Source organism: Streptomyces sp. NPDC006872, assembly GCF_040635845.1.
In the GTDB taxonomy this organism is placed as follows: Bacteria; Actinomycetota; Actinomycetes; order Streptomycetales; family Streptomycetaceae; genus Streptomyces.
Genome location: NZ_JBEYIL010000007.1, coordinates 194299 through 218287, shown reverse-complemented (window position 1 = coordinate 218287; position 23989 = coordinate 194299). Strand labels below are relative to the sequence as shown.

The window sequence follows — 23989 nt, the reverse complement described above, 5'->3', positions numbered from 1 at the left end:
GATGCCCTTCATGGAACGCGATCTACGTCTGGAGAACGTGGGCCGCCGCTACGGCTTACGCGGCCCATGGGTCCTGCGCGAGGTGAACGTGGAACTGGCCCCCGCCACCCTCACCCGGATCGAGGGCCCCAACGGATGCGGCAAGTCCACCCTCCTGCGGCTCCTCGCCCGAATCGACGCCCCGACGGAGGGCAGGGTCACCGGCCGCCCCCGCACCGCGTACGTCCCCGAACGCTTCCCCGCCGCCCTCCCGTTCACCGCCGTCGGCTACCTCACCCACCTCGGCACGGTGCACGGTCTGTCCCGCACCTCGGCCGAGCGCGCCGCGGGCGACTGGCTGGACCGCCTCGACGCCACCGCCTACGCCCACACCCCCATGACCCGTCTGTCGAAAGGCAGCAGCCAGAAGGTCGCCGTGGCACAGGCGCTCCTCGCCGAACCGGAGCTGCTGATCCTGGACGAGGCATGGACCGGCCTGGACACGGACGCGCGGGCCGAACTGGAGCGGGCGGTCGCCGAGCGGACGTCCGCCGGAGCGGCGGTCGTCTTCGTCGACCACGACCCCCGCCGCCTCGCCGGTGCCACGGACGCCGTGTACACGGTCCGCGACGGCGCCCTCCACCGTCGTCGCAGCGACGAGGAGCCGGCCGCCGCACCCGACGGCCCGCAGATGACCATCGAGGTGCACGGCCCGGCCGCGCCGCTTCCCCCGGAAGCGCTTCGTCTGGCCGTCTCCACCGAGGAGACGGCCGACCGCACCCACCGGCTCACCGTCCCCGTCTCCCACTCCGACGTCCTGCTCCGCGCCCTGCTGACCGCCCGCCCGCCGTGGCACGTGGTGAGCGTCCGTCAGAACGAGAGCCGCCGATGACCGCCCTGCTGCGCTACCAGAGCGCCCTGCTCCTGCGCTCGCAGCGCTGGCTGCCCCCGTTCCTCCTCTACGCCGCCTTCCTGGGGATCGGGGTGCAGGGCGGCCAGCCGCTGCTGGACTCGCTCGGCTACACCGCCGCGTTCCTGCTGCCCGTGGCCGCCTGGCTGGTGCGGATCTGCGTGACCAACGAGCCCCCGGCCGCCCGCACCGTCGTCGCGGCGGCGGTCGGGCCCGCGCGGGCGCATCTGGCCTGTGTACTGGTCGCGCTGACCGGGGCCGCGCTGCTCGGCACGGCGGCGACAGCGCTCGTCACGTTCATCAGCGACCCGGTCGGCAGCGACCACCACAAGCGGGTCCCCGTCCTCGAAGCCGCCGGCGCCGGACTGCTCGCCGTCCTGACCTGCGCCCTGCTCGGCACGGCCGTCGGCGCGCTCACCGCCTGGCCCGTGCTGCGCTCGCCCGGCCGTGCGGTGCCCGCGCTGCTGCTGGCGGCCCTGCTGGCGCTGGTGGTAACCGGTTCCCCGGCGCATGCGGCCGTCAGTGGGCTGGTGGACGGCTCCCACTCGGCGACCGTCCACGTGCCGATCCTGCCGCTGGCCGCCGCGATCCTGCTGAGCGCCGCGGCCACCGCAGTGGCCTGCGCGCTCACATCCCGTCGATCACCGTGACCCGGGCGAGCACGCAGAGTAACCGGTTACCTGTGTTACCCGAGCACCCGTGTCACCCGAGCTACCGGGTAACCGGTTACCCGGAGCAAGCCGTCCGCTGTGCCTCCTGCCACTCGCATACCGGGCACAGCGTGATCCCCTTGTACGACTCCGGATACTCCGTCGGCTTGCGGCACAGCACACACTCCGCATACGGCGGCCCCTCGGCCTCGGGCGGCGTGGTCGCGTCGATCAGGCAGTACTCCCGGTCGTGCTCCCGGTCGCTGTCGTCGTCACTCATGCCTCCAGCGTACGAAAGCGTTTCCGGCGCACGAGGTCGGCGTAGGTGACTCACCGCCGCCCGCTCGCGGTTCCGATCAGCTCGGACACCTTCACGAACCGGTACCCCTGTCGGCGCAGCTCCGGCACGATCGTCCGCACCGCCCGCTCGGTCGTCGGGGCCGCGCTGCGGGTGCAGTGCATGACGACGACCGACCCGGGCTTCACACCCTCCAGCACCTGCCGGGCCACCGCGTCCGCATCCGTCGCGAACGCGTCTCCGCTGACCACGTCCCACTGGACCGCGGTCACTCCGGTGCCGCTCACCGCGCGCAGCGCTCGCTTGTCGTAACAGCCGCCGGGGAAACGGAAGTAGGGCATCGCGTCGGTCACTCCGGCCTTGCGGAACGCCGTGTAGGCCCGCTCCACGTCCGCCCGCATCCGGTTCTCGGGGACGGTCGGCAGGCCGTAGCAGTCGCCGGTGAAGGCGTGGTGACTGTAGGAGTGGTTGGCGATCTCGAACCTGGGGTCGCGGCCGATGGAACGGGCCTGGTCCGGGTACTCCTCGGCCCAGCGACCGGTCATGAACACGGTGGCCGGCACCTCCAGCGCCCGAAGGGCCGCGATCAGCCCCGGGTTGTCGAAGTGCTCGCCGGCCGCCGCCCGGGCCCCCTGGTCGGCGGTCATGTCGGCGTCGAAGGTGAGGGCGACGGTCCGGTCGGCGGTGCGGGGCGCGTTGTGGAAGACGGGAGTGAGACCGGCCGGACCGGGAGCCAGCGTCGGGGGCCGCGAGGGGACGACGGAGGCGGGGGCGGAGGCAGGGGCGGAGGTGTGGGCGGGAGCGGCGGGGCGAGGGGCCTGCGGCTGCCGAGGAGCGCCGCAGGCGGTGAGCGTGAGGGCGCCGAGGGCGGCACCGAGAGCACAGAGGCCGGCGAGACGGCGCACGGGAGGGATCATCGTATGAAGTTATGGGGTGCGGCTCATTGCCTGTGTGGATATATGACCGCGTCTCCGCTGGTGTCACCCACCCGGCTCCCGTGCGCCCGGCTCACCGAAACGGAATCCGACCCCGCACCCGAACCCGTATCCGAACCCACATTCGAACCCGGATTCGGATCCGAACCGGTTCCGATCCGCTGTCCGGGACTAGCGCCGCCACGGTCCCGTGATCGCGAATGTCGTCCCGGGGTTGTAGCAGTTGACGTACATCGTCTTGCCGTCGGGGGAGAAGGTGACGCCGGCGAACTCGCCCCACTCGGGAGCCTCGGGTGTCCCGATGTTCTGTCGGCCGCGCGCCATCGCGTACACCTCGCCGGCCCGGGTCACGCCGAAGACGTGCTGGGCGCCGTGGCCGTCCTCGCAGACCATCAGCCCGCCGCCGCCGGCCGCCAGGCAGATGTTGTCCGGGGACTCGCCGGGGAGCTGGATGTCGGTGTCCGGGCCGAAGGCGATGACGAGGCTGAGGCGGCGGCGCTGCGGGTCGTAGCGCCAGACCTGGCCGAAGTGGTCGGCCGCCGAGCCGTCCGTGCCGCGCGCGAAGGACGACACGAAGTACACGCACGTCCCGCCCCAGTAACAGCCCTCCAGCTTCTGGGCGTGCGTGATGCCCTTCGGGCCGAAGTCCTGCAGACGGACCGGGGTTTCGGCGGCGAGTGGATCCGGTACGTCCACCCACTCGACGCCCTCGAAGACGGCCCCCGTGTCCTGGATGGACGACAGGTCCGGCACGCCGGGGACGCGCATCGCCTGAAGGCGGCCGCCCGCGCGCAGCGAGCCCACCCCGCCCAGCGGCTTCTCCGGCAGAAAACGGTAGAAAAGGCCGAACGGCTTGAGGAACGCATCCTCCGTTTCGTAAACGGTTCCGCTGTTCGGATCGACGGCGATCGCCTCGTGCTGGAAACGTCCCATCGCGGTCAGCGGGACGGCCCCGGTACGACGCGGGTCGGACGGATCGACCTCGAAGATGAAGCCGTGGTCCTTGCTGTAACCGTTTGTGCCTGCTTTGTCCTCGGTCTCCTCGCAGGTCAGCCAGGTGTGCCACGGAGTGGGCCCGCCCGCGCAGTTGACGGCCGTACCGGCGATGGCGACCCGCTCCGAGAGCACCTTGTTGCGGGAGTCCAGCGTCAGGGCCGTACAACCGCCTTTGCCCGCAGGGTCGTAGGTCAGGCCCTTGATCGTGGGGACGGGGTGCGCCGCGGTGGGGCGGTTCTCGTGGTTGCGGACCAGGTGGACCCGACCGCCGCGGCCGGGGAGGGCCGTCATGCCGTCGTGGTTGGAGGGCACCGGGCCCTCGCCGGAGCGCAGCGGATCGCCCTCGCGGGAGAGGACCCGGTAGCGGAAACCCTCGGGGAGGTCGAGCAGGCCGTCCGGGTCGGGTAGGAGGGGGCCGTAGCCGTCGTGGCCGAGGTTCTGCGCGGTGGCGGTGTCGGTGGCGGTCGCGGTGCCGGTGAAGAGGTCGGAGAGAGCACCGGTGAACGCGATGCCCACCCCTGCTCCGACTCCCACTCCCATGACACCGGTGCCGGCGAGGATCTGACGTCGTGTCGCAGACATGAGAAAACCTTCCTGCTGGCGGACAGGAACTGTGATCCCGCCGTGTCTATCACCCGGAGCGCGCCCCAGGCACCACACATGGGGCACGTGTCACTCGTCGACGGCCTTCGGCGGAGGCGGAGGCGGCGGCGGAGGAGGCGGCGGTGGGGCCTGAGCAGGCGTCTGAGGCGGCGTCTGGGGCGGTGGCTGTGCAGGCGGCGGAGGTTGTGGCGCGGGCGGCTGCTGCTGAGGGTGTTGTGGGAGCGGTTGCTGGGCCTTTTCCAGGAAGCGCAGCAGTTCCACCGGGAACGGCAGGACGAGCGTGGAGTTCTTCTCGGCGGCCACCGCCACCACCGTCTGGAGCAACCGCAACTGGAGCGCGGCAGGCTGCTCGGACATCTCCTTCGCCGCCTCCGCGAGCTTCTTCGACGCCTGCAGCTCGGCGTCCGCGTTGATGATCCGCGCCCGGCGCTCACGGTCGGCCTCGGCCTGGCGGGCCATCGAGCGCTTCATGGTGTCCGGCAGGGACACGTCCTTGATCTCGACCCGGTCGATCTGCACACCCCAGCCGATGGCCGGACTGTCGATCATCAGCTCCAGGCCCTCATTGAGCTTTTCCCGGTTCGACAGCAGGTCGTCCAGCTCGCTCTTGCCGATGATCGAACGCAGCGAGGTCTGCGCCATCTGCGAGACGGCGAAACGGTAGTCCTCGACGTTGATGATCGCGGCCGCCGCATCCACCACCCGGAAGTACACGACCGCGTCGACCCGCACGGTCACGTTGTCGCGGGTGATGCCCTCCTGGGCGGGAATGGGCATCGTCACGATCTGCAGATTGACCTTGTGCAGTCGGTCCACGGCCGGGATGACCAGCGTGAAACCCGGCGGGCGGACGTCGCCGCGCAGCCGGCCGAGCCGGAGGACCACCCCGCGCTCGTACTGCTTGACGACCCGGGCGGCCGCCCCGAGATACACGAGGCCTCCGGCGGCGACCGCCGCGGCCGCGCCCAGCAGTTCCTCGAGCATGGCGACCTCCTCAGCAAGAGGTCCGTAGGGGCCGTGCTGCCGGCTCGTGCCTTCTGCTGCCGGCACCCGACTGCTTATGCCTGTTTCTGCCTGTCTCTGTCTTCCTCTGCCTGTTTCTATCTGTCTCTGTAACGATATGCCCGTCGTCCGGCCCGGGGCCACGCCCCGGGTCCCGGGCCGGACGACAGGCTGCGCGGCTAGCCGCTCGTCACCGGTTCCGTGACCTTCACCGGCTCCGTGCCGACCGCGCTGTGCCGTTCCGCCCAGGTCTCCAGGGCCGAGCGGCAGGCGTGGTCGAGGTGGTGCAGGCCCGAGAGGTCCAGCTCGACCGGGCGGTCCTGCGGGAGGGCCTCCAGGCTGTCGAGGATCTTCGGCAGCCGCAGGAACGTCGCGTTGCCCGACAGATACGCCTGGACCGGCCCGGCGCCCTTGTCGACGACCTCCGTCCTGATGTGCGAGGCCTCCCAGGCCGTCTTGGCGACGGCCAGCGCCAGACCGATGAGCACGCCCTCGAACATGCTGACCGCGACGATCGACACGGCCGTGGCGACCAGGATCAGCGCCTCGCCGCGGTGCTCGCGCCAGAGCCCGACGATCGCCCGCACGGGCACGAGTTTGGCGCCCGCGTGGACGAGGATGCCGGCCAGCGCCGGGATGGGGATGTAGGCCAGCACGTCCGGCAGCAGAGCCGCGAACAGCAGCAGCCACACGCCGTGCAGCACGCGGGACGCCTTCGTGCGCGCGCCCGCCTGCACGTTGGCCGCGCTGCGCACGATCACCGCGGTCATCGGCAGCGCGCCGAGCATCCCGCAGAGCGCGTTGCCCGCGCCCTGCGCCATCAGCTCCTTGTCGTACTCGGTGCGCGGGCCGTCGTGCAGCCGGTCCACCGCTGCCGCGCTGAACAGCGACTCGGCGGACGCGATCAGGGTGAACGCGACGATCGTGCCGAGCAGGCCGACGTTCGCCAGTTCACCGAAGGAGCCGAGCGGCGGGGGCTGGACGGCGCCCAGCAGGCCCTGCACCTCGACGGTGGCCACGGGCAGGTTCAGCAGCAGGGCGGCGAGCGTCGCCAGGCCCACCGCGGCGAGCGGGCCGGGCACCGTGCGGACCTGTTTCGGCAACCGCTTCCACAACACCAGCACCGCGACGGTGCCGACGCCGAGCGCGAGCGAGGCCGACGCGGCGGCGCTGTCGGCCGCGTCCACGAGCGCCCCGGGCAGCCCGGCGATCTTCTCGAGACCGGATTCCGGCGCCCTGGCGCCGACGACCGAGTACAGCTGACCGGCGATCAGCACCAGGCCGATTCCGGCCAGCATGCCCTCGACGACCGAGACCGAGATGGCCCGGAAGTAGCGGCCCAGCTTCAGGGCGCCCATGGCGAGTTGCAGGGCGCCCGTGGCGAGGACGATCACTCCGAGGGCGGGCAGGCCGAACTCCTGCACCGCCTCGAAGACCAGCACGGTCAGTCCGGCCGCCGGACCGGACACCTGCAGGCTGCTGCCCCGCATCAGCCCGGTGACGAGGCCGCCGACGATGCCGGTGACGAGCCCGAGCTCGGCCGGCACGCCGGAGGCCACGGCCACGCCCACGCACAGCGGGAGCGCGACCAGGAAGACGACGAGCGAGGCGGCGAAGTCCTGCCTGAGATGGGGGAACCTGGATATGCGCGGGGATATTCGGCGGGATGTCCGTCGGCCGGCGTTCTGGTTCATCGGGGCGCTCACAGGGCTTCGAAGCCGTCGGTGTCCACGCGGTGTTCGCGTACGGCGCCGGTGTGCACCTCGTAGTACCAGCCGCGCACCCGCAGCAGGCCTTCGGCCAGCCGCTTCTCCACGCAGGGGTAGGAGCGCAGCCGCAGCAGCTGGGCGAGCACATGGTTCTGCACCGCCCGCATGACCGTCGGGTCGTCGGGGTCGGCGGCGGCCCCCGGTTCGTCCGCGGCGTGGGCGAGCCAGTCGCGTACGGCGGGGACGCCGTCGAGGTCGTCGCCGCGCACCAGCGCGCCGACGGCGCCGCAGTGCGAGTGGCCGCAGACCACGACGTCCTGGACGCCGAGGACCTCCACGGCGTATTCGATGGTGGCCGCCTCGCCGGTGGGGAGGGCGGAGCCGTAGGGGGGAACGATGTTGCCCGCGGTGCGCAGCTCGAAGAGCTCGCCGGGGCGGGCGCCCGTGATCAGGGCGGGCACGACCCGCGAGTCGGAGCAGGTGATGAAGAGGACCTGGGGGGACTGGCCTTCGGCGAGCTTGGCGAACTCCTCAGGGCGCTGTCCGAACGTACGGGCGTTGTCGATGAGGGGCTGCATGACGTGGTGACTCCTCCTGGCGCGCAGTGGGGGCGCGTCGGATGTGCAGGACACAGGACACAGGACAGATGCACAGCGCAGGCGCGCACCGGAACAGGTGTGCGGGAACGGCTGTGCAGGACACAGGACAGGTGGGGGAACCGCTGTTCTGCTCGCTGCTCTCTCAGCAGCGGAAGACCTGAAGTGCCGCCGGAGAGTGCGTTGTCGAGGGTCTCGACCCGTGGTCGTACGGTTCGGTCGGCCGGGTCGGCTGGTGCGCCGCCGCCGGGTCCAGCGCCAGCAGCGCGCGCTCGGGCTCCTGGGGAGCGGGGGCGGCGCAGAGGGCGGCGCGGTGGCGGTCGCGGGAGCGCAGTGGATCGGCGGGACCGCCGGACCGGTCGCAGCCGCGGATCGTGACGAACTCGTCGCGCACGGGCTTGCCCGACGGCTTGAATCCGGGCTGAGCCTTGGCCTCGACCTGACGCACGGTATGCGCGGATGCGAATGAGGAGATGGATGCGAAGAACGGAAGGGCCAACAGAACGGCGGCGAGGAGCGCGAAGGCGGTCTTGACCGTCCTACCTCGCAACATGCGCCCCCCTCCCGGCACTCTCTCCTCTAGTCCAGACCAACGGTTGGTCAATGACTGGTCAAGAAGCACGGTAACCCTGCAAAGTTGTTTGCAGGGTTAACTGAGCGTTTCGAAAAGAAGTGCGCCTCAAAAGAGGGGGTGATCTGGCGCGATCCGACCCTTGACCCGAGCTGTGACGATCCGTCAGCGAGGCTCGACGAGCCGCTTGGCGTCGCGGGCCAGCGCGGTGAGCCGGGAGATCGCCCGGAAGTACTTCTTGCGGTACCCGCCGTTCAGCATCTCCTCGCTGAACAACTGGTCGAAGGGGAGCCCGGAGGCCAGGACCGGGACCTCGCGGTCGTAGAGCCGGTCGGCCAGGACCACCAGCCTGAGCGCCGTGGACTGGTCGGGCACCGGCGCCACGTCCGTGAGACAGACCGCCTTCAGGCCGTCCGTCAGCGCGCCGTAACGGCTCGGGTGGACCTTGGCGAGGTGCTCCAGCAGGTGCGGGAAGTCGTCGAGCGAGGCGCCCTCGGTGGCGTACGCCGCCTTCGCCACCTGTTCGTCCGAGTACGGCGCCGGCGCCTCGGGCAGGCCGCGGTGGCGGTAGTCCTCGCCGTCGATGCGCAGCGCGCGGAAGTGCGCCGACAGGCCCTGGATCTCACGCAGGAAGTCGGCGGACGCGAACCGGCCCTCGCCGAGCTTGCCGGGCAGGGTGTTGGAGGTGGCGGCGAGCGCGACGCCGGCGTCGACCAGCTTGCCGAGCAGCGTCGAGACGAGAACGGTGTCGCCGGGATCGTCCAGCTCGAACTCGTCGATGCACAGCAGACGGTGTCCGGAGAGCGTCCGCACCGTCTGCTGGAAGCCGAGGGCGCCGACCAGGTTGGTCAGCTCGACGAAGGTGCCGAACGCCTTGAGGGCGGGCTCGGCCGGGGTGGCGTGCCACAGGGACGCCAGCAGGTGGGTCTTGCCGACGCCGTAGCCGCCGTCGAGGTAGACGCCGCGCGGCCCGGCGGGCGTCTTGGGTGCCTTCGCCCTGCCGAAGCCGAAAAACCCCCGTTTGGCGGTACCCGTGGCGTGCGCCCCGCCCAGTCCGGCCGCGAAGTCGTCCAGGACGCCGACCGCCGCGGTCTGGCTCGGTTGGTTCGGGTCCGGGAGGTAGGTGCTGAAACGGACCGAGTCGAAGCGCGGCGGCGGCACCATCTCGGCGACGAGCCGGTCCGCGGGGACGTGCGGCTGACGGGCGCAGAGGGACACCGGGGCCGCGTCGGCTATCGGGCTGAGGCCGGGGGCGGGGGAGGAGGACGACACGGTTCCCCATGCTACGGGGCATGCCAGACTGCCTGGCATGCGACGGCTGTTCCCTGTGACCGACCAGACAGTCCAGACCGTGACGACCGACTCCGGCGGGAGGCCGCTCGGGGCCCCCGACGAAGGGGGCGGCGAGGGAGGCGGCACGCGAGACGGCACGGCCCCGAGCCGTGAGTGGAGCCTCGACGAGCTCGCCGACGCCTACGCCTACCCGCAAGCCCCGCCCGGGGAGCCACGGCCCTGGCTGCGCGCCAACATGGTGTCCACGCTCGACGGCGCCGCCCAGCACGACGGGCGCTCGCAGCCCATCTCCACCGCTGCCGACATGCGGATCTTCGGCACGCTGCGAGGGCTCGCGGACGTGGTGGTCGTCGGCGCGGAAACGGTACGTCTGGAGGGTTACCGTCCCGCACGCGCGCGTGCGGAGTTCGCCGAGCGGCGCGAGGCGGCCGGGCAGGGGCCCGCGCCCGCGGTCGCGGTGGTCACCGCCGGCCTCGACCTGGACTTCTCGCTGCCGCTCTTCACCTCGCCCCTGGTCCCCACCCTGCTCCTCACCGGCGCCGCGGCCCCTCCCGACCGGGTCGCGGCCGCGGAGAAGGCGGGCGTGCGGGTGGTGGTCGCCGGAGACGGCACGGGCGTGGATCCGGCCCGCGCCGTCATGGCCCTCGCCGAGCTCGGGCACACCCGGCTGCTGACCGAGGGCGGGCCCCGGCTGCTGGGGCAGTTCGTCGCCGCCGGGGTACTCGACGAGCTGTGTCTGACCCTCTCCCCGATGCTCGTCGCCGGCGACGCACAGCGCATCGCGGGCGGGCCGTCGGTCGCGGTTCCGCAGCGGTTCGCCCTGGCGTCCCTGCTGGAGGAGGAGGGTTTTCTGTTCGGCAGGTACCGGCGACCGTGATGCCGAAATACGTTCGACGATGTCGAAATGGGTTTGCTCGATATCGCTGGTCCTGAAATCGGCGGAATCAGCGGAATCAGTGGAATCGACGGAATCGATCGTTCCGTTTAGCTTCCGACGGGCACACTAAATCTCGCAGTCCCCGTGCGAGCACGGGGAAGGATGGTTTCCGCAGGGCCGCGGAACGGCCCACGGAGGAGAGAGGGCCACGGGGGTCCTCGAAGGAGAATGGGGCGCTGGTGTTCACAAGCGTTTTGATGATCGAGAAGGCCCTGACGTCCGCCGACGTGGAGTTCGTCAGCACCTTGCACGGGGAGGAGCCGGTCTCCTTCCGCGTGCTGCTCCAGCCGCGGGGCGACCAGGCGGACCGCCTGCTGCGGGCCATCGACGACGTGGCTCTGGGCGAGCTGGACGAGGCGACGCGCGAGCGGGAGACGCCCGAGGGGGACGAGGCCAAGGGGTTCGGCGAGCGGGCCCTGGCGGTGTCCCTCCAGGCGTTGCAGACGGCGGGCCACGACGCGGTGGGGCGGCTCGTCGAGGACCATCCGCTGGACGCGTTGAAGTCCCTGGTGGCGGAGGTCGGGGCGGACGAGGTGATCGTGCTGACAGATCCCCACTACGTGGAGGAGTTCTTCCACCGGGACTGGGCCTCGCGGGCCCGGCACAAGGTGGGGGTGCCGGTGCTGAAGCTGTTCTCGCACAGCAAGGCGTAGCGGGCCCCGCGGTCGCGTGCGGCCGACCGCGGCGTTCCCCACGCCCCTGGGGAGGCGCGGCGGGCCCGACCCCATAGGCTGGGGCGCGTCCACCGTCGTAGCGCACCCTGGAGACACACGCATGGCACCCGGCCTTCCTACCGCCATGGACCGACCGCACTTCATCGGCATCGGTGGGGCCGGGATGTCGGGGATCGCGAAGATTCTGGCTCAGCGCGGCGCGAAGGTGGCCGGCAGCGACGCCAAGGAGTCGGAGACCGCGGCGGCGCTGCGGGCCCTCGGCGCGACCGTGCACATCGGACACGCCGCCGAGCACCTGGCCGACGACGCGAGCTGTGTCGTCGTCTCGTCGGCGATCCGCGCGGACAACCCGGAGCTGGCCCGCGCGGCCGAGCTGGGCATCCCCGTCGTCCACCGCTCGGACGCGCTCGCCCGGCTGATGGACGGCCTGCGTCCGATCGCCGTCGCCGGCACCCACGGCAAGACGACCACCACGTCCATGCTGGCCGTGTCGCTGTCCGAGCTCGGTCTGAACCCCTCGTACGCGATCGGCGGCGACCTGGACGCGCCCGGTTCCAACGCGTTGCACGGCGAGGGCGAGATCTTCGTCGCCGAGGCGGACGAATCGGACCGCAGCTTCCACAAGTACGCCCCCGAGGTCGCCATCGTCCTCAACGTGGAGCTCGACCACCACGCGAACTACGCCTCGATGGACGAGATCTACGCATCGTTCGAGACCTTCGCCGGCAAGATCGTGCCCGGCGGCACGCTGGTGATCAGCGCCGACCACGAGGGCGCGCGGGAACTGACGCGGCGCGTCGAGGGCGTGCGGGTGGTGACGTACGGGGAGGCCGAGGACGCACACGTGCGCGTGCTGTCCGTCGTCCCCCAGGGGCTGAAGAGCGAGGTGACCGTCCTGCTGGACGGACGCGAGCTCACCTTCACGGTCTCCGTGCCCGGCCGCCACTACGCGCACAACGCCGTCGCCGCGCTCGCGGCCGGCGTCGCCCTGGGCGTCCCGGCCGCCGAACTCGCCCCCGCCCTGGCCGCGTACACGGGCGTCAAGCGCCGGCTGCAGCTCAAGGGCGAAGCGGCGGGGGTCCAGGTCATCGACTCCTACGCCCATCACCCGACCGAGATGACGGCCGACCTGGAGGCGATGCGCGCGGCGGTCGGCGACGCCCGCATCCTCGTCGTCTTCCAGCCGCACCTGTTCTCCCGGACGCAGGAACTCGGCAAGGAGATGGGCGTGTCCCTGTCCCTGGCCGACGCCTCCGTCGTCCTCGACATCTACCCCGCGCGCGAGGACCCGATCCCGGGCGTGACCAGCGAGCTGATCATCGCCGCGGCCCGGGCGGCGGGCGCGGACGTGACGGCCGTCCACGACAAGGACGAGGTGCCGTCCGTGATCGCGGGAATGGCGAAGGCCGGTGATCTCGTTCTCACCATGGGCGCGGGCGACGTGACGGACCTGGGCCCGCGCATTCTGGACCGTCTTTCCCAGTGAGGGGCTGAGGCTCATGCCGTACGACGTCGAAAAGCCGGACGAGAAGTGGCGGGCGGAGCTGACCCCGGCCGAGTACGCCGTCCTGCGCGAGGCCGCGACCGAGCCCGCGTTCACCGGTGAGTACACCGACACCAAGGCCAAGGGCGTCTACTCCTGCCGGGCCTGTGGCGCCGAACTGTTCACCTCCGACACCAAGTTCGACTCCCACTGCGGCTGGCCGTCGTTCTTCGACCCGAAGGACAGCGACGCCGTCGAGCTGATCGAGGACCGCACGCACGGGATGGTGCGCACCGAGGTGCGATGCGCCCGATGCGGTTCCCACCTCGGGCATGTGTTCGCCGGGGAGGGATACCCGACCCCGACCGACCAGCGGTACTGCATCAACAGCATCTCGCTGCGACTGGCGGCGGACGGCGAGGGCTGAGGGCGACGGCTGCCGGGACGGTCGGGTGTGACGGGGCGGCCTGGTGTGAGGGCTGCTGGGACGGTCGGGTGTGACGGGCGGCCTGGTGTGAGGGCTGCCGGGACGGCCGGGTGTGACGGGCGGCCTGGTGTGAGGGCTGCCGGGACGGCCGGGTGTGACGGGCGGCCAGGGTGAGTGCTGCCGACGGGCTCACAGCTGCTTGCGCTGCACCATCGCCGACAGCACCAGCATCCCCGGCACGAGCGGCACCCAGACCGTCAGCACCCGGTAGCCGATGACCGTCGCCGTGGCCAGGGGCAGCGGGGTGCCGTAGCCCGCCAGGGTGAGCACCAGAGCCGCGTCGACCGGGCCGATGCCGCCCGGCGCGGGCACGGCGCCGGCCGCGGTGCTCGCCGCCAGGAACGCGAAGAGCAGCTGCGCCCAGGACAGGGGCAGGCCCAACGCCGTCCCCACGGAGGCCACCACGCTCGCCTGGATCAGCGGCGCCGCGACCGCTCCGCCCCACAGGGGGAGGAAGCGGGAGGGACGGGTGTGCAGCTGTCGGACGTCGGTCAGGGCCGTACGGACGAAGTCCAGGGCGGGGCGGCGCAGCGGCCGCGCGACGGTGAGCAGCGCCGCGAGCGCCGTGGGGGCCAGCAGCAGGCCCGCGGCGGCCAGCAGCAGCGTCCGCCCCTGCGGAAGGAGTGCCGAGGGCGGTACGGCGGTGGGGGCGGCGAGCAGGAAGATCAGCACCACGGGTGTCTTCGCCACGGCCCTGACCAGGGAGTACAGGGCGATCGAGGCCGTCGCACGGGGCAGCGGGATGCCCTGGCACTGCAGAAACCGGACGGTGACCGCATGGGCGCCGATGCTCGCGGGCAGCACATGGTTCGCGGCGCCCGCGGCGATCTGGGAGGCCACCAGCGGGCCCGGCGGCAGCCGGTCCAGGACCGCGCCCTGGCGGACACAGGCCGCGGCGACCGCGCCCAGGTAGGTGAACAGGAGGCCGACCAGCAGCCACCACGGGTCGGCGGTGGCCAGCCGGGCGACGCCGTCACGGACCGCGTGCCAGTCGATGACCGCCCACACCGCGAGCAGCAGGACGGGGAGCAGGCAGAGAGCGCGGCGGCCGGCCGAGGAGATCAGGGGGCGTCTGCGGTCGTCCGCGCGTGGGGGTGGGGGCGGGGCCGCGGGTTCGTCGAGGGGCAGCAGGGACACGGCGCACGTCGTCCTTCCGCGTCGTGACCGCGCGCGGCGGCTTGACGGATCGGGGGCGAGCTGGGGAGGGGACGGGGGAGTGGTTCCCCTCCGGTGTGACGGTGCGGTGTCCGGAAGCCGACGGAGTGCGGGCCGAAGGGCGACCGCGATGCGGTGGGGCGGGGGGAGGTGCGGTGGGGCTGTGGGATTTCTGCCCGTACCCCTCGAAGTTCATCCCGGACGGCCCCCGAGGTTCACCCGGCCCGCAGTAGCGTCGGTCCTTTCGGCCAGGTCCTTTCGGCTCGGCGCGCTGCGGCGGGTCGCCGCGGGAACGGCGGCCGATGCGGCCGGTGCGGACGCGGCGAGCAGTGGCTGTCGCGGCCGCGGCCGCGACGGACAGCGGCCGTCGGCGTGGGGTGCAGGGGCCGTCGCCGCCGCGGCGGCGGGCTGCGGGCTGCGGGCGGTGGGCCGCACGTGGTGGGCTGCAGGATCGCGGGCGGTGGGCGGTGGGCGGTGAGGCTCGTCGTCAGGTCGTCGACGTCCGGCGAGGGTGGGCGGGCGGCCCGGGCGCGCGTCGCCGCCTTCAGCGCGCCGTCTTCAGCGTGTCGACGCCGACGCCTCGCCGGACGCCGTCCGTTCGCCGCCTGCGCCCGTACGCCGGCCCGCGGACGGGGCCAGCGGCAGCGTCACCGTGAAGACCGTGGCCGCCGCCGTGGCGTCCAGCTCGAGCGAGCCGCCGTGCGCCCGCACCAGGGAGCGGGCGACCGACAGGCCGAGGCCGCTGCCGCCGCGGTCGCGGCTGCGGGCCTTGTCGACGCGGTAGAAGCGGTCGAAGACGCGGTCGCGGTCCTCGGACGGGATGCCGGGACCGCGGTCGCAGACATGCACCCGCGCCGTGCCCGACGAGACGACGACCTCGACGCGGACCGGGGTGCCGGCCGGGGTGTGCACGGCCGCGTTGGTGAGGAGGTTGTCGAGGACCTGGCGGATGCGGTGCGGGTCCATCCGCAGGGGTACGGCCGCCGGGGCCGGGCCCGGGGACACCGTCAGCGGATGGCCGGGATGGCTCGCGCGAAACGCGTCGGCGGCCTGCTCGACCAGCTCCACCAGGTCGGCGTTCTCCATCCGCAGCGGTGTTTCCACCTCGGCCGCGTCGAGACGGGCCAGTAGCAGCAGGTCGTCGAGGAGGACGCCCATTCGCGCGGCCTCGGCGCGCAGCCGGGCCAGGTGCTTGTCCCGCTCCTCGGGCGCGTTGGCGGCCGCGTACTGGAAAAGGTCCGCGTAACCGCGTACCGACATCAGCGGCGTGCGCAGCTCGTGCGAGGCGTCGGCGACGAAACGGCGCAGACGTTGCTCGGCCTGGGCGCGCACGGCGAGGGAGTCGTCGATGTGCTCCAGCATCGTGTTGAAGGCCGTGCGCAGCTCCTCCACCTCGGGGCCGCCGCCGGGGGCGTCCGCGCGCAGGTGCAGCCGGGACGCCGACTCGGTCAGATCGTGCGAGGCGATGCCGTGCGCGGTGTGCGCCATGTCGCTGAGCGGTTTCAGACCGCGTTTCAGCATCCGTCGGCCGAACACCACGAGTGCCAGCAGGGCGAGGCCGAAGGCCACCACCTGCGTAGTGATCAGCTGGCGCACGGTGCCCTCGATGTCCCCCGTCGGCGCGGCGCTGACCAGCACCACACCGGGCGAGACCTCGCAGGCGCGCAGCAGGTAGTCGCCCTCGCCGTCGATCCGCACGGTCCGGGTGACCTCGCTGGTGGAGTTCTCCATGCGCTTGGCGAGGGCGGTCAGCGCCGTGGTGTCCGCGGGCACGTCGGCCGGCTTGCGCAGCACGGCCGAGCCCGCCGAGACGTCGTACACGGCCGTGTACCAGCCGTAGTACGGCTTGCGCTCCACGACGCCGTGCGCCTTGGCGTCCTTGGACTGCACGACCTGCACCAGCTTGATCTGGTCACGCAGCTGATGGTCCAGATAGTCACGCATGTACATGGTCAGTGTGGCGCCGACCACGGCGAACACGACCAGCGACAGCGCGCCGAGACCGAGGGCGAGCCGGGTGCCGAGCCGCAGTCTGCGGTACGCCTGCCAGAAACGGCGGATCACTCGGCCGCCTGCCGGAGGACGTATCCGAAACCGCGTACGGTCTGGATCAGCGGGTCGTCGCCCGTCGCGTCGAGCTTGCGCCGCAACCGGCTGACGACCAGCTCGACGACGTTGGAACGGCCGCCGAAACCGTATTCCCACACGTGATCGAGGATCTGTGCCTTGGTCAGCACGGTCGGGGACTTGCGCATCAGATAGCGCAGCACCTCGTACTCGGTGGGCGTGAGCGTGAGGAGTTTTCCGTCGCGCCGGACCTCCCGGGTGTCCTCGTCCATGGTCAGATCCGCCACCCGCAGCACGGAGCGCTGGAAACCGGGCCCCGAACTGCGTCGCAGCACGGTCCGCAGCCGGGCCATCAACTCCTCCACCGCAAACGGTTTCACCAGATAGTCGTCCCCGCCGCGGGTCAGCCCCGCCACGCGGTCGGCGACCCCGTCGCGCGCCGTGAGGAACACCACGGGCACCATCGTCCCGGTGTGCCGCAGCCGGTCGAGCACGCCGAAGCCGTCGATGTCGGGCAGCATCAGGTCGAGCACCACGATGTCGGGATGGAAGTCCGCGGCGCGGCGCAGCGCCTCCTCACCCGAGTTCGCGGTGACCGCGTCCCAGCCCTCGTAGCGGGCGACCGTCGCCACGAGATCGGCGATCGGCGGGTCGTCGTCCACGACGAGGAGTCGTACTTTTTCCACCCGCCCATAGTGCGCCACCCGCCCCGGAGCGCCAGACCCGCGTCTCGTGTGCGCGCGGATCGATAAGATCTTGAAAGTTGTACGACAGGAAAACGACAGCAAAGCACGGACAAGCTCTGTGTTCTGAGGACCCGATCTAGGAGTTTCCGTCCGTGACGACCGTCCAATCGCCTCCCGTACCCCCCACGGCGATACGTCCCAAAGTAGTGGCCCGCACCGGCCTGTACGCCGTGCTGGCCGCGAACGCGGCCGTCGTGACCCTCTTCGCAGTCCAGGCGGGCTTCGCTTCCAACGCGCTCGTCGTGATCGGCCGGTTCGCCGGCCTGTACGCCGCCCTGCTGATGGCGTTCCAGCTGCTGCTGGTGGCCCGGCTGCCCTGGCTGGACCGCCGTATCGGCATGGACCGGCTGACCAACTGGCACCGCTGGACCGGCTTCGGTCTGCTGTGGACGCTGGTCGGCCATGTGGTGTTCATCACCTTCGGCTACGCCGAGTCCTCGTCGATGAATCCGGTGAGCCAGCTCGTCGACCTCGCCGAGACCGTCGAGGGCGTGCTGCGCGCCGCCGTCGCGATGGTGCTGATCCTGGTCATCGGCGGCGTCTCCGCCCGCTGGGCCCGCCGTCGCCTCGCCTATGAGACCTGGCACTTCATCCACCTGTACACCTACGTCGCGGTGGTGCTGGCCTTCACCCACCAGGTCGCGGTCGGCACGACCTTCACCGCTTCTTCTGCCGCAACCGCTTACTGGTACGGGGTGTGGGGCGTCGCCCTCGGCTCGGTGCTCCTGGGCCGGTTCGTCCTGCCGCTCTGGCGGAACTGGCGCCATCAACTGCGCGTCGAGGCGGTCGTGCCCGAGGCGGACAACGTCGTATCCGTTTACATCACCGGTCGTGACCTGGACCGGCTGCCCGCCCGGGCCGGCCAGTTCTTCCTGTGGCGGTTCCTGACCAAGGACCGCTGGTGGCAGGCGAACCCCTTCTCCCTGTCGGCCGCGCCCGACGGCACCCGGCTGCGGCTGACCGCGAAGGCGGCCGGCGACGGCTCCGCGGGCCTGCGCCACATCAAGCCCGGCACCCGCGTCTTCGCCGAGGGCCCCTACGGCGCCTTCACCGCGATGCACCGCACCCGCCCGGAGGCCCTGCTCATCGCCGGCGGCGTCGGCGTCACCCCGATCCGGGCGCTCCTGGAGGAGATCCACGGGCACGCGATCGTCATCTACCGGGTGGCGGGCGAGCGGGACGCCGTCCTCTACGACGAGCTGCGCGAACTCGCGCTCGCCAAGGGCGCCGAACTGCACCTGGTCACCGGGCCGCCGGTGCCCGACCGGCTGGCGCCGCGAGAACTCGCCGCGCTCGTGCCGGACATCGCGGAGCGGGACGTCTTCCTGTGCGGTCCGCCCCCGATGATGAACGCGGTCCTGGGCACCCTGCGCGAGCTCGACGTGCCCAAGCCGCAGATCCACTTCGAGCGCTTCAGCCTGGCGGGATGAGAGAGACAACGTGAAGCGAGCAATACCTGTCCTGGTCCTCTCCGTGGCGGGCCTGATCCCGATCTGGCGCTACGAGCCGTCGACCGGGACGACGTCCACCAGCGAGGCCGCCTCGACGCCCTCCGTGTCCTCCTCCACCTCGTCCTCGGGATCGACCACCTTCACCGGTACGACCGTGACCACGGAGAAGGGCGACGTCCAGGTCCAGGTGACCTACGACGGCGACAAGATCACGGCTGTGAAGATGCTGAAGCAGCCGAACCACCCGCAGACGACGGCCGCCGTGCCGAAACTGATTGCGGAAACGCTTACAGCGCAGAGCGCGGACATCGACACCGTTTCCGGCGCGACGCTGACCAGCGACGGCTACAAGGAGTCCCTCCAGGCCGCCATCGACGCACAGGCGGCAGCCGCCTCGGCATCCCCTTCGGCTTCCGCTACTGCTTCGGGCTCGGCATCCGCGTCCGCCGCGGCCTCGCAGACCGTGGCGGGCTCGACCGTGAACACCGAGAAGGGCGACGTCCAGGTCCAGGTCACCTTCGAGGGCGACAAGATCACGGCTGTGGAAATGCTGAAGCAGCCGAACCACCCGCAGACGACGGCCGCCGTGCCGAAACTGATTGCGGAAACGCTTACGGCGCAGAGCGCGGACATCGACACCGTTTCTGGCGCGACCATCACGAGCGACGGCTACAAGGAGTCCCTCCAGGCAGCCATCGACGCGAACGGCGCCTGACGTGCACCGCGTCGAACACGTCATGGGGTTCCCGGTCTCGCTGCGGGTCGACGACACCGTCGTCCGCGACGAGACCGGGGACGCCGTGTTCGCCTGGCTGCGCGAGGTCGACGCACGGTTCAGCCCGTTCAAGGCCGACAGCGAGGTGTCCCGGTACGGCCGGGGCGAGCTGTCGGCCGACGAGCTGAGCGCCGACCTCGTGGAGGTCCTCGACATCTGCGAGCGCTACCGGGCGGCGACCGGCGGCGCCTTCGACGTCCGGCTGCCCGGACGCGGCCTCGACCCCTGCGCGGTGGTCAAGGGCTGGTCCGTGCAGCGGGCGGCGGAGCTGCTGACCCTTGCCGGGATCGGCCGGTTCTGCCTCAACGCCGGCGGCGACGTGGTCGTCTCCGGCGGCCCCTGGCGGGTCGGCGTACGGCACCCCGAGATCGCCGACAAGCTGTGCACAGTCCTCGATCTCACCGACGGGGCGGTCGCGACCTCCGCGCGCTACGAGCGCGGCGACCACATCCTCGACGGCCGCACCGGCCGCCCGGCCACCGGCCTCGACAGCCTCACCGTCGTGGCCCCGACCCTGACCGAGGCCGACACCGTCGCCACGGCCGCCTTCGCCATGGGCGCGGAGGGCGTCGAGTGGGCGGCGGCGCAGGACGGCTGCGAGGTGTACGCCGTACTGCCCGGCGGGCGCGTGCTGCGCACCGGGGGTTTCCCGACGGCGGCGGCAGCGGCCGCGTGAGCGTCGAGGCGGGTGTCCTGGGAACAGCCCTCTGGCTCCTCGGCTGGGGCGCGACGCTCCTCGCCTGGACATCGGGACGAGGACACCGACCGTCCGCCCGCCGACGAAGGTGTGGCTGAACGGCGGTCAGGGTTTCCTGCCTGTTTCCGCGATGGTCGGACTTCTCACGGACGTGGAAAACGCCTCGAGGGCGGGCCGCCGGTGAAGCCGGCGGCCCGCCCTTCGAGTGTGTACGGACTGTCCCGTACCGGGTTTCTCAGCTGACGTCGGACGCGTCCAGGCGGTAGAGACCGCTGTAGTCGGACACGGCCGTTCCGTTCGCCTTGACCCAGGTCGAGATCTCGGAGTTCGAGGAGCCCTGGCCGCTGTCGCTGACGACGATGTAGTGCAGCTTGCCCGCCTTCACGAGGCTCTTGAGCTTGGCCAGCGTCATCGCGTTGTCGCTGCCGGACCAGCCGCCCATCGAGATGACCGGCTCGCCGGACTCCAGGATGATCGAGGAGGCCGTCTGGTCGGTGGCCACCGCCACCAGCCAGGTGGCGCCGTCCTGGTTCTTCTTCAGATACGTGATCATCGCGGACGACACCTGGGTTCCGCCGCCGCCCATGCCGCCGGTGCGGCTGTCGGTCGTACCGGACTCGGTCGTACCGGACTCCGCGGTACCGGACTCGGTCGTGCCCGACTCCGTCGTACCGGACTCCGCCGTACCGGACTCCGCCGAGCTGCCGCTGGTCGTCGAGCTGTCGCCGCTCGTGGAGTCGCCGCTGTTCGACGGCGGCCGGCCCATCTCCTGGCCGTCGCCCGAACCGCTCTGCGCCTCACCGGAGTTGGTGCCCGGCCCGCCGGCCGTGCCGCTGGGCCGCTGACCGCCGCCACCGCCCATGCCGCCGCCCATACCGCCGCCGGTGCTCGGGCCGGCCGTCGGGTTGGTGCCGTTGGTGCTGGAGCCGGCCGCCGAGGCCGAGTAGGCGGCCGGACCGGCGAGCAGCGCCACGACCGCCGCCAGCGCCGCGACGCCCATCAGCCGCTGCCGCTTCGTGAACCGGCCGACCAGCAGCCCGATCACCGAGGCGGCGCCCGCGACACCGGTCACGACCTCGGCCACCGTGTACAGCGTCCCGGAGCCGGAGACCCGCTGGAGCAGGACGATCCCCCAGACCGAGCTCGCCGCGATCGCGGCCGGCAGCACCCAGCCCCACTTCGCCGCGGAACCGTCGCGGAAAGCGTTGTAGAGCAGCACGCCGCCCGCGCCGGCCAGAGCCGCGATACCGGGGGCCATGGCGGTGACGTAGTACGGGTGGAAGGTGCCCTCGGCGAGCGCGAAGGTCAGATAGTGGAGGACGAACCAGCCGCCCCACAGCAGCAGCGCGGCGCGCCGGGCGTCCGTGCGGGGTGCCCGGCCGCGCAGGACGAGACCGGCCACGAGCGCGATCGCCGCGAAGGGGATCAGCCAGGAGATCTGGCCGCCCATGATCTCGTTGAACATCCGGTACAGGCCCGCGTCGCCGCCGAAGCTCGCGCCGTTGCCCTGCGAGCCCACCGACGAACTCGCCCCGAAGATACGGCCGAAACCGTTGTAGCCGATGACCAGGTCCCAGACCGTGTTGTCGGTCGAGCCGCCGATGTACGGCCGGGACGAGGCCGGGATCAGGTCGACGACCACCATCCACCAGGCGCTGGAGACGACCAGCGCGACCGTGCCGACCGCCAGATTGCGGATGCGCCTGCCCAGCGAGCCGTGCGCGGCCCACAGATACACCAGGAAGAAGGCAGGCAGCACCACATACGCCTGCATCATCTTCGTGTTGAACGCGAAACCGATGGCGACGCCCGACCACACCAGCGGCATCAGCCGGCCGGTGCGCACGGCCTTCAGCAGCGCGGCCGCGCCCAGCAGCATCAGGAAGACGAGGATCGGGTCCGGGTTGGTGTCCCGGGTGATGGCGACCGTGATGGGGGTGAGCGTCAACGCCAGCGCGGAGATCGTCCCCGCCACGGCGCCGAAGTCCCGCTTGACCAGCCGGTAGAGAAGCGCGACGGAACCGGTTCCCACGGCGACCATCGGCAGCATCAACTGCCAGGTGCCGTATCCGAAGACGCGGGCGGACAGGCCCATCATCCACAGGGCGAACGGCGGTTTGTCGACCGTGATGAAGCTGCCGGCGTCCAGGGCGCCGAAGAAGAACGCCTTCCAGCTCTTGGTGCCGCTGTAGACGGCAGCGTCGTAGAAGGTGTTACCGGTGATCGAGGAGAGGTTCCAGGCGTAGAGGGCCGTGGCCAGGACGAGGATCGCCCAGAGGGCCGGGCGGGCCCAGCGGGGGTCGTCGGGGGCGCCGGTGAACAGGCGCTTGGCGCGGGAGGCGGGTCCGCCGTCGGCCGGCGGCGCCGCCCGGTGGCGGGGGCCGTCCTCCTGGACGGGGACGGGCGGCGGGGCGAGGGTCGTCATGACGCGTACTCCAGGTGGGTGGTCGCCCCGGTGGGCAGGACGGCGGAGGAGGCGGTGCGTGCGGCCGGCACCTGGGGGGTGCGGACGCGGCGGGGCACGGCGGGGATCCGGGTGCGGCCGGTGAGGGTGGAGCGGAGCATCCGGCCCATGCCCTTGAGGTCGTCCACGGCCGTGCGGACGATGTCGACCCGGCTGTCGGGGTCGTCGGTCCAGTCGACCGGCACCTCGTGGACGCGGAGTCTGTTGCGCTGGGCCAGGACCAGCAGTTCGGTGTCGAAGAACCAGGCGGTGTCCTCGATGTGCGGGGCGAGCGCGCGGAAGACATCGGCGCGGACGGCCTTGAAGCCGCACTGCGCGTCGGAGAAGCAGGCGCCGAGGCCGGCCTTCAGCAGCAGGTTGTAGGAGCGGGACACGAACTCCCGCTTGGCACCCCGGACCACGGCCGCCTGACGGTGCAGCCGACTGCCGATGGCGAGGTCGCTGTGGCCGGACAGCAGCGGGGCGACCAGGGGGAGGAAGGCCTCCAGGCCCGTCGACAGGTCCACGTCCATGTACGCCACGACGTCGGCGCCGGAGCGGATCCACACGTGTTTCAGGGCGCGGCCCCGGCCCTTCTGCTCCAGCCGCACGGCGTGCACATGCGGGAGACGGAGGGTCAGATCGGTCGCCACGTACCAGGTGCGGTCCGTGCTGGCGTTGTCCGCGATCGTGATGCGGAACGGGAACGGGAAGGACTCTTCGAGGTATGCGTGGAGACGGCCGATGCTGTCGGCGAGGACGTGTGCCTCGTTGTACACCGGCACCACGATCTCGACCGACCGCTGCCGGACGCCTCCCGCGTTCGTTTCGTTCATGGCCATGACGATCGGGGCCGTGTCTGGGGGATCCCTGAGCCGCTCCTGAGGGAAGAGTGAGAATCAGCGGACTCACAGGTTGCGCACAGAACGGATCGCGGGGACCGGGAGGGGCCGAGAGGGAGGACCGAGAGGGAGAGGTCGAGAGGGAGAGGTCGAGAGGGAGAGGTCGAGAGGGAGAGGTCGAGAGGGAGAGGTCGAGAGGGAGAGGTCGAGGGGAAACAGAAGGAAACCGCTTCGCCCGGGCGTGGGGGTGCGTGGTCCACTGCGGGCATGAGTCTGACGAGCGAGGTCTTCCTGGTGCGGGACGACGGCGACCTCGACATCCTGACCGGGGAGCGGGACCGCCGGCCCGACGGCATGGACCTGGCCGGGCCGGAGTCATGGCGCACCACGGTCTGGGGATCGCCGGCCATGCACCGGATCGGCGCACGGTTCCTGCCGGCCCTGGTGAGCGTGCACAACGGTGATGTCGTCGGCCCGGCGGAGATCCCCGCCTTCCTCGCCGAACTCGCCCTGGTACGCACCCATATGGAGCGGCTGGCCGCGGAGACCTGCCCGCCCGACCGGACTGCCGAGCAGCACGCCCTGCATCTCGCCGGTCGACTGAACGGCATCGAGGCGAGCGCCCGGTACGCCCAACGGGTCGGCGGCGGACTGTTGATCTGGTAACCGGTTTAGACTCTCCCCGCAACG

23 protein-coding genes are annotated in these 23989 nt (G+C 71.5%); 10 read left to right on the top strand and 13 right to left on the bottom strand.

Going from position 1 to position 23989, the window contains the following annotated elements; translation table 11 throughout:
• Positions 1-10: 10 nt before the first annotated feature.
• The gene (locus ABZ725_RS22200; RefSeq protein ID WP_358804316.1) at positions 11-871 is read left to right on the top strand and encodes an ATP-binding cassette domain-containing protein; all 861 of its coding nucleotides are present in this window, start codon (positions 11-13) and stop codon (positions 869-871) included.
• Positions 868-1539 (top strand): ABC transporter, encoded by a 672-nt coding sequence (locus ABZ725_RS22195; RefSeq protein ID WP_358804315.1) that lies wholly within the window; start codon positions 868-870, stop codon positions 1537-1539. The genes ABZ725_RS22200 and ABZ725_RS22195 overlap by 4 nt, the downstream gene beginning before the upstream one ends.
• 76 nt (positions 1540-1615) lie before the next feature.
• On the opposite strand, the gene ABZ725_RS22190 is transcribed toward ABZ725_RS22195, so the two are convergent.
• From ABZ725_RS22190 to zapE, 8 genes are all read right to left on the bottom strand, one after another.
• Positions 1616-1819 carry a hypothetical protein gene (locus tag ABZ725_RS22190; RefSeq protein WP_358804314.1) on the bottom strand — a complete coding sequence of 68 codons (204 nt, stop codon included), beginning with the start codon at positions 1817-1819 and terminating at the stop codon, positions 1616-1618.
• Positions 1820-1869: 50 nt separating this feature from the next.
• Positions 1870-2754 (bottom strand): polysaccharide deacetylase family protein, encoded by an 885-nt coding sequence (locus ABZ725_RS22185; protein ID WP_358804313.1) that lies wholly within the window; start codon positions 2752-2754, stop codon positions 1870-1872.
• A gap of 189 nt (positions 2755-2943) precedes the next feature.
• Positions 2944-4350, bottom strand: coding sequence for an alkaline phosphatase PhoX (locus ABZ725_RS22180; protein ID WP_358804312.1), 1407 nt, complete (start codon positions 4348-4350; stop codon positions 2944-2946).
• Between the two features lie 90 nt (positions 4351-4440).
• A complete protein-coding gene (locus ABZ725_RS22175; protein ID WP_358804311.1) occupies positions 4441-5355 on the bottom strand; it encodes a slipin family protein in 915 nt (304 codons plus the stop codon).
• 197 nt (positions 5356-5552) lie between these two features.
• Positions 5553-7067: a SulP family inorganic anion transporter gene (locus tag ABZ725_RS22170; protein ID WP_358804310.1), complete on the bottom strand. Its 1515-nt coding sequence runs from the start codon at positions 7065-7067 to the stop codon at positions 5553-5555.
• A gap of 8 nt (positions 7068-7075) precedes the next feature.
• Complete coding sequence (locus ABZ725_RS22165; protein WP_358804309.1) at positions 7076-7660, bottom strand: carbonic anhydrase; 585 nt, start codon at positions 7658-7660, stop codon at positions 7076-7078.
• Between the two features lie 163 nt (positions 7661-7823).
• The gene (locus ABZ725_RS22160; protein WP_358804308.1) at positions 7824-8231 is read right to left on the bottom strand and encodes a hypothetical protein; all 408 of its coding nucleotides are present in this window, start codon (positions 8229-8231) and stop codon (positions 7824-7826) included.
• A 183-nt stretch (positions 8232-8414) separates the two neighbouring features.
• A complete protein-coding gene (gene zapE, locus ABZ725_RS22155) occupies positions 8415-9521 on the bottom strand; it encodes a cell division protein ZapE (protein ID WP_358804307.1) in 1107 nt (368 codons plus the stop codon).
• A 37-nt stretch (positions 9522-9558) separates the two neighbouring features.
• On the opposite strand from zapE, the gene ABZ725_RS22150 reads away from it, so the two are divergent.
• From ABZ725_RS22150 to msrB, 4 genes are all read left to right on the top strand, one after another.
• A complete protein-coding gene (locus ABZ725_RS22150) occupies positions 9559-10419 on the top strand; it encodes a pyrimidine reductase family protein (RefSeq protein WP_358804306.1) in 861 nt (286 codons plus the stop codon).
• 239 nt (positions 10420-10658) lie between these two features.
• The gene (locus tag ABZ725_RS22145; RefSeq protein WP_358804305.1) at positions 10659-11132 is read left to right on the top strand and encodes an indole-3-glycerol phosphate synthase; all 474 of its coding nucleotides are present in this window, start codon (positions 10659-10661) and stop codon (positions 11130-11132) included.
• Between the two features lie 121 nt (positions 11133-11253).
• Entirely contained in the window at positions 11254-12639 is a 1386-nt protein-coding gene (gene murC / locus ABZ725_RS22140) for a UDP-N-acetylmuramate--L-alanine ligase (RefSeq protein ID WP_358804304.1), read from the top strand.
• A 13-nt stretch (positions 12640-12652) separates the two neighbouring features.
• Positions 12653-13063, top strand: coding sequence for a peptide-methionine (R)-S-oxide reductase MsrB (gene msrB / locus ABZ725_RS22135; protein WP_358804303.1), 411 nt, complete (start codon positions 12653-12655; stop codon positions 13061-13063).
• Positions 13064-13252: 189 nt separating this feature from the next.
• Here msrB and ABZ725_RS22130 read toward each other — a convergent pair whose 3' ends face one another.
• The 3 genes from ABZ725_RS22130 to ABZ725_RS22120 form a co-directional block, all read right to left on the bottom strand.
• Positions 13253-14260: a lysylphosphatidylglycerol synthase transmembrane domain-containing protein gene (locus tag ABZ725_RS22130; protein ID WP_358804302.1), complete on the bottom strand. Its 1008-nt coding sequence runs from the start codon at positions 14258-14260 to the stop codon at positions 13253-13255.
• 576 nt (positions 14261-14836) lie between these two features.
• Complete coding sequence (locus tag ABZ725_RS22125; RefSeq protein WP_358804301.1) at positions 14837-16342, bottom strand: HAMP domain-containing sensor histidine kinase; 1506 nt, start codon at positions 16340-16342, stop codon at positions 14837-14839.
• Positions 16339-17031: a response regulator transcription factor gene (locus tag ABZ725_RS22120; protein WP_351920962.1), complete on the bottom strand. Its 693-nt coding sequence runs from the start codon at positions 17029-17031 to the stop codon at positions 16339-16341. The genes ABZ725_RS22125 and ABZ725_RS22120 overlap by 4 nt, the downstream gene beginning before the upstream one ends.
• 152 nt (positions 17032-17183) lie before the next feature.
• Here ABZ725_RS22120 and ABZ725_RS22115 point away from each other — a divergent pair, with 152 nt between their 5' ends.
• Genes ABZ725_RS22115 through ABZ725_RS22105 form a run of 3 tightly spaced genes read left to right on the top strand, consistent with a single transcriptional unit; the run spans position 17184 to position 19993 of the window.
• Positions 17184-18521: a ferredoxin reductase family protein gene (locus ABZ725_RS22115; protein ID WP_358804300.1), complete on the top strand. Its 1338-nt coding sequence runs from the start codon at positions 17184-17186 to the stop codon at positions 18519-18521.
• A 10-nt stretch (positions 18522-18531) separates the two neighbouring features.
• The gene (locus tag ABZ725_RS22110) at positions 18532-19257 is read left to right on the top strand and encodes an FMN-binding protein (protein WP_358804299.1); all 726 of its coding nucleotides are present in this window, start codon (positions 18532-18534) and stop codon (positions 19255-19257) included.
• A 22-nt stretch (positions 19258-19279) separates the two neighbouring features.
• The gene (locus ABZ725_RS22105; protein ID WP_358804532.1) at positions 19280-19993 is read left to right on the top strand and encodes an FAD:protein FMN transferase; all 714 of its coding nucleotides are present in this window, start codon (positions 19280-19282) and stop codon (positions 19991-19993) included.
• A 256-nt stretch (positions 19994-20249) separates the two neighbouring features.
• Here the strand turns inward: ABZ725_RS22105 and ABZ725_RS22100 are convergent, their stop codons facing one another.
• Both ABZ725_RS22100 and ABZ725_RS22095 read right to left on the bottom strand, forming a co-directional pair.
• On the bottom strand, positions 20250-22439 hold the full coding sequence (locus tag ABZ725_RS22100) for a glycosyltransferase family 39 protein (RefSeq protein ID WP_358804298.1): 2190 nt from the start codon (positions 22437-22439) through the stop codon (positions 20250-20252).
• Entirely contained in the window at positions 22436-23293 is an 858-nt protein-coding gene (locus tag ABZ725_RS22095; protein WP_358804297.1) for a dolichyl-phosphate beta-glucosyltransferase, read from the bottom strand. Before ABZ725_RS22095 ends, ABZ725_RS22100 begins: the two co-directional genes overlap by 4 nt.
• Positions 23294-23566: 273 nt before the next feature.
• Here ABZ725_RS22095 and ABZ725_RS22090 point away from each other — a divergent pair, with 273 nt between their 5' ends.
• Positions 23567-23965, top strand: a complete 399-nt coding sequence (locus tag ABZ725_RS22090; protein WP_358804296.1) for a hypothetical protein — start codon at positions 23567-23569, stop codon at positions 23963-23965.
• Positions 23966-23989: the final 24 nt, after the last annotated feature.

What these genes read in the sequence shown, in the direction of transcription:
- ABZ725_RS22200 (WP_358804316.1), top strand. Translation starts at nt 11, where the DNA reads ATGGAACGCGATCTACGTCTGGAGAACGTGGGCCGCCGCTACGGCTTA.
- ABZ725_RS22195 (WP_358804315.1), top strand. Translation starts at nt 868, where the DNA reads ATGACCGCCCTGCTGCGCTACCAGAGCGCCCTGCTCCTGCGCTCGCAG.
- ABZ725_RS22190 (WP_358804314.1), bottom strand. Translation starts at nt 1,819, where the DNA reads ATGAGTGACGACGACAGCGACCGGGAGCACGACCGGGAGTACTGCCTG.
- ABZ725_RS22185 (WP_358804313.1), bottom strand. Translation starts at nt 2,754, where the DNA reads ATGATCCCTCCCGTGCGCCGTCTCGCCGGCCTCTGTGCTCTCGGTGCC.
- ABZ725_RS22180 (WP_358804312.1), bottom strand. Translation starts at nt 4,350, where the DNA reads ATGTCTGCGACACGACGTCAGATCCTCGCCGGCACCGGTGTCATGGGA.
- ABZ725_RS22175 (WP_358804311.1), bottom strand. Translation starts at nt 5,355, where the DNA reads ATGCTCGAGGAACTGCTGGGCGCGGCCGCGGCGGTCGCCGCCGGAGGC.
- ABZ725_RS22170 (WP_358804310.1), bottom strand. Translation starts at nt 7,067, where the DNA reads ATGAACCAGAACGCCGGCCGACGGACATCCCGCCGAATATCCCCGCGC.
- ABZ725_RS22165 (WP_358804309.1), bottom strand. Translation starts at nt 7,660, where the DNA reads ATGCAGCCCCTCATCGACAACGCCCGTACGTTCGGACAGCGCCCTGAG.
- ABZ725_RS22160 (WP_358804308.1), bottom strand. Translation starts at nt 8,231, where the DNA reads ATGTTGCGAGGTAGGACGGTCAAGACCGCCTTCGCGCTCCTCGCCGCC.
- ABZ725_RS22150 (WP_358804306.1), top strand. Translation starts at nt 9,559, where the DNA reads ATGCGACGGCTGTTCCCTGTGACCGACCAGACAGTCCAGACCGTGACG.
- murC (WP_358804304.1), top strand. Translation starts at nt 11,254, where the DNA reads ATGGCACCCGGCCTTCCTACCGCCATGGACCGACCGCACTTCATCGGC.
- msrB (WP_358804303.1), top strand. Translation starts at nt 12,653, where the DNA reads ATGCCGTACGACGTCGAAAAGCCGGACGAGAAGTGGCGGGCGGAGCTG.
- ABZ725_RS22105 (WP_358804532.1), top strand. Translation starts at nt 19,280, where the DNA reads ATGGGGTTCCCGGTCTCGCTGCGGGTCGACGACACCGTCGTCCGCGAC.
- ABZ725_RS22100 (WP_358804298.1), bottom strand. Translation starts at nt 22,439, where the DNA reads ATGACGACCCTCGCCCCGCCGCCCGTCCCCGTCCAGGAGGACGGCCCC.
- ABZ725_RS22095 (WP_358804297.1), bottom strand. Translation starts at nt 23,293, where the DNA reads ATGAACGAAACGAACGCGGGAGGCGTCCGGCAGCGGTCGGTCGAGATC.
- ABZ725_RS22090 (WP_358804296.1), top strand. Translation starts at nt 23,567, where the DNA reads ATGAGTCTGACGAGCGAGGTCTTCCTGGTGCGGGACGACGGCGACCTC.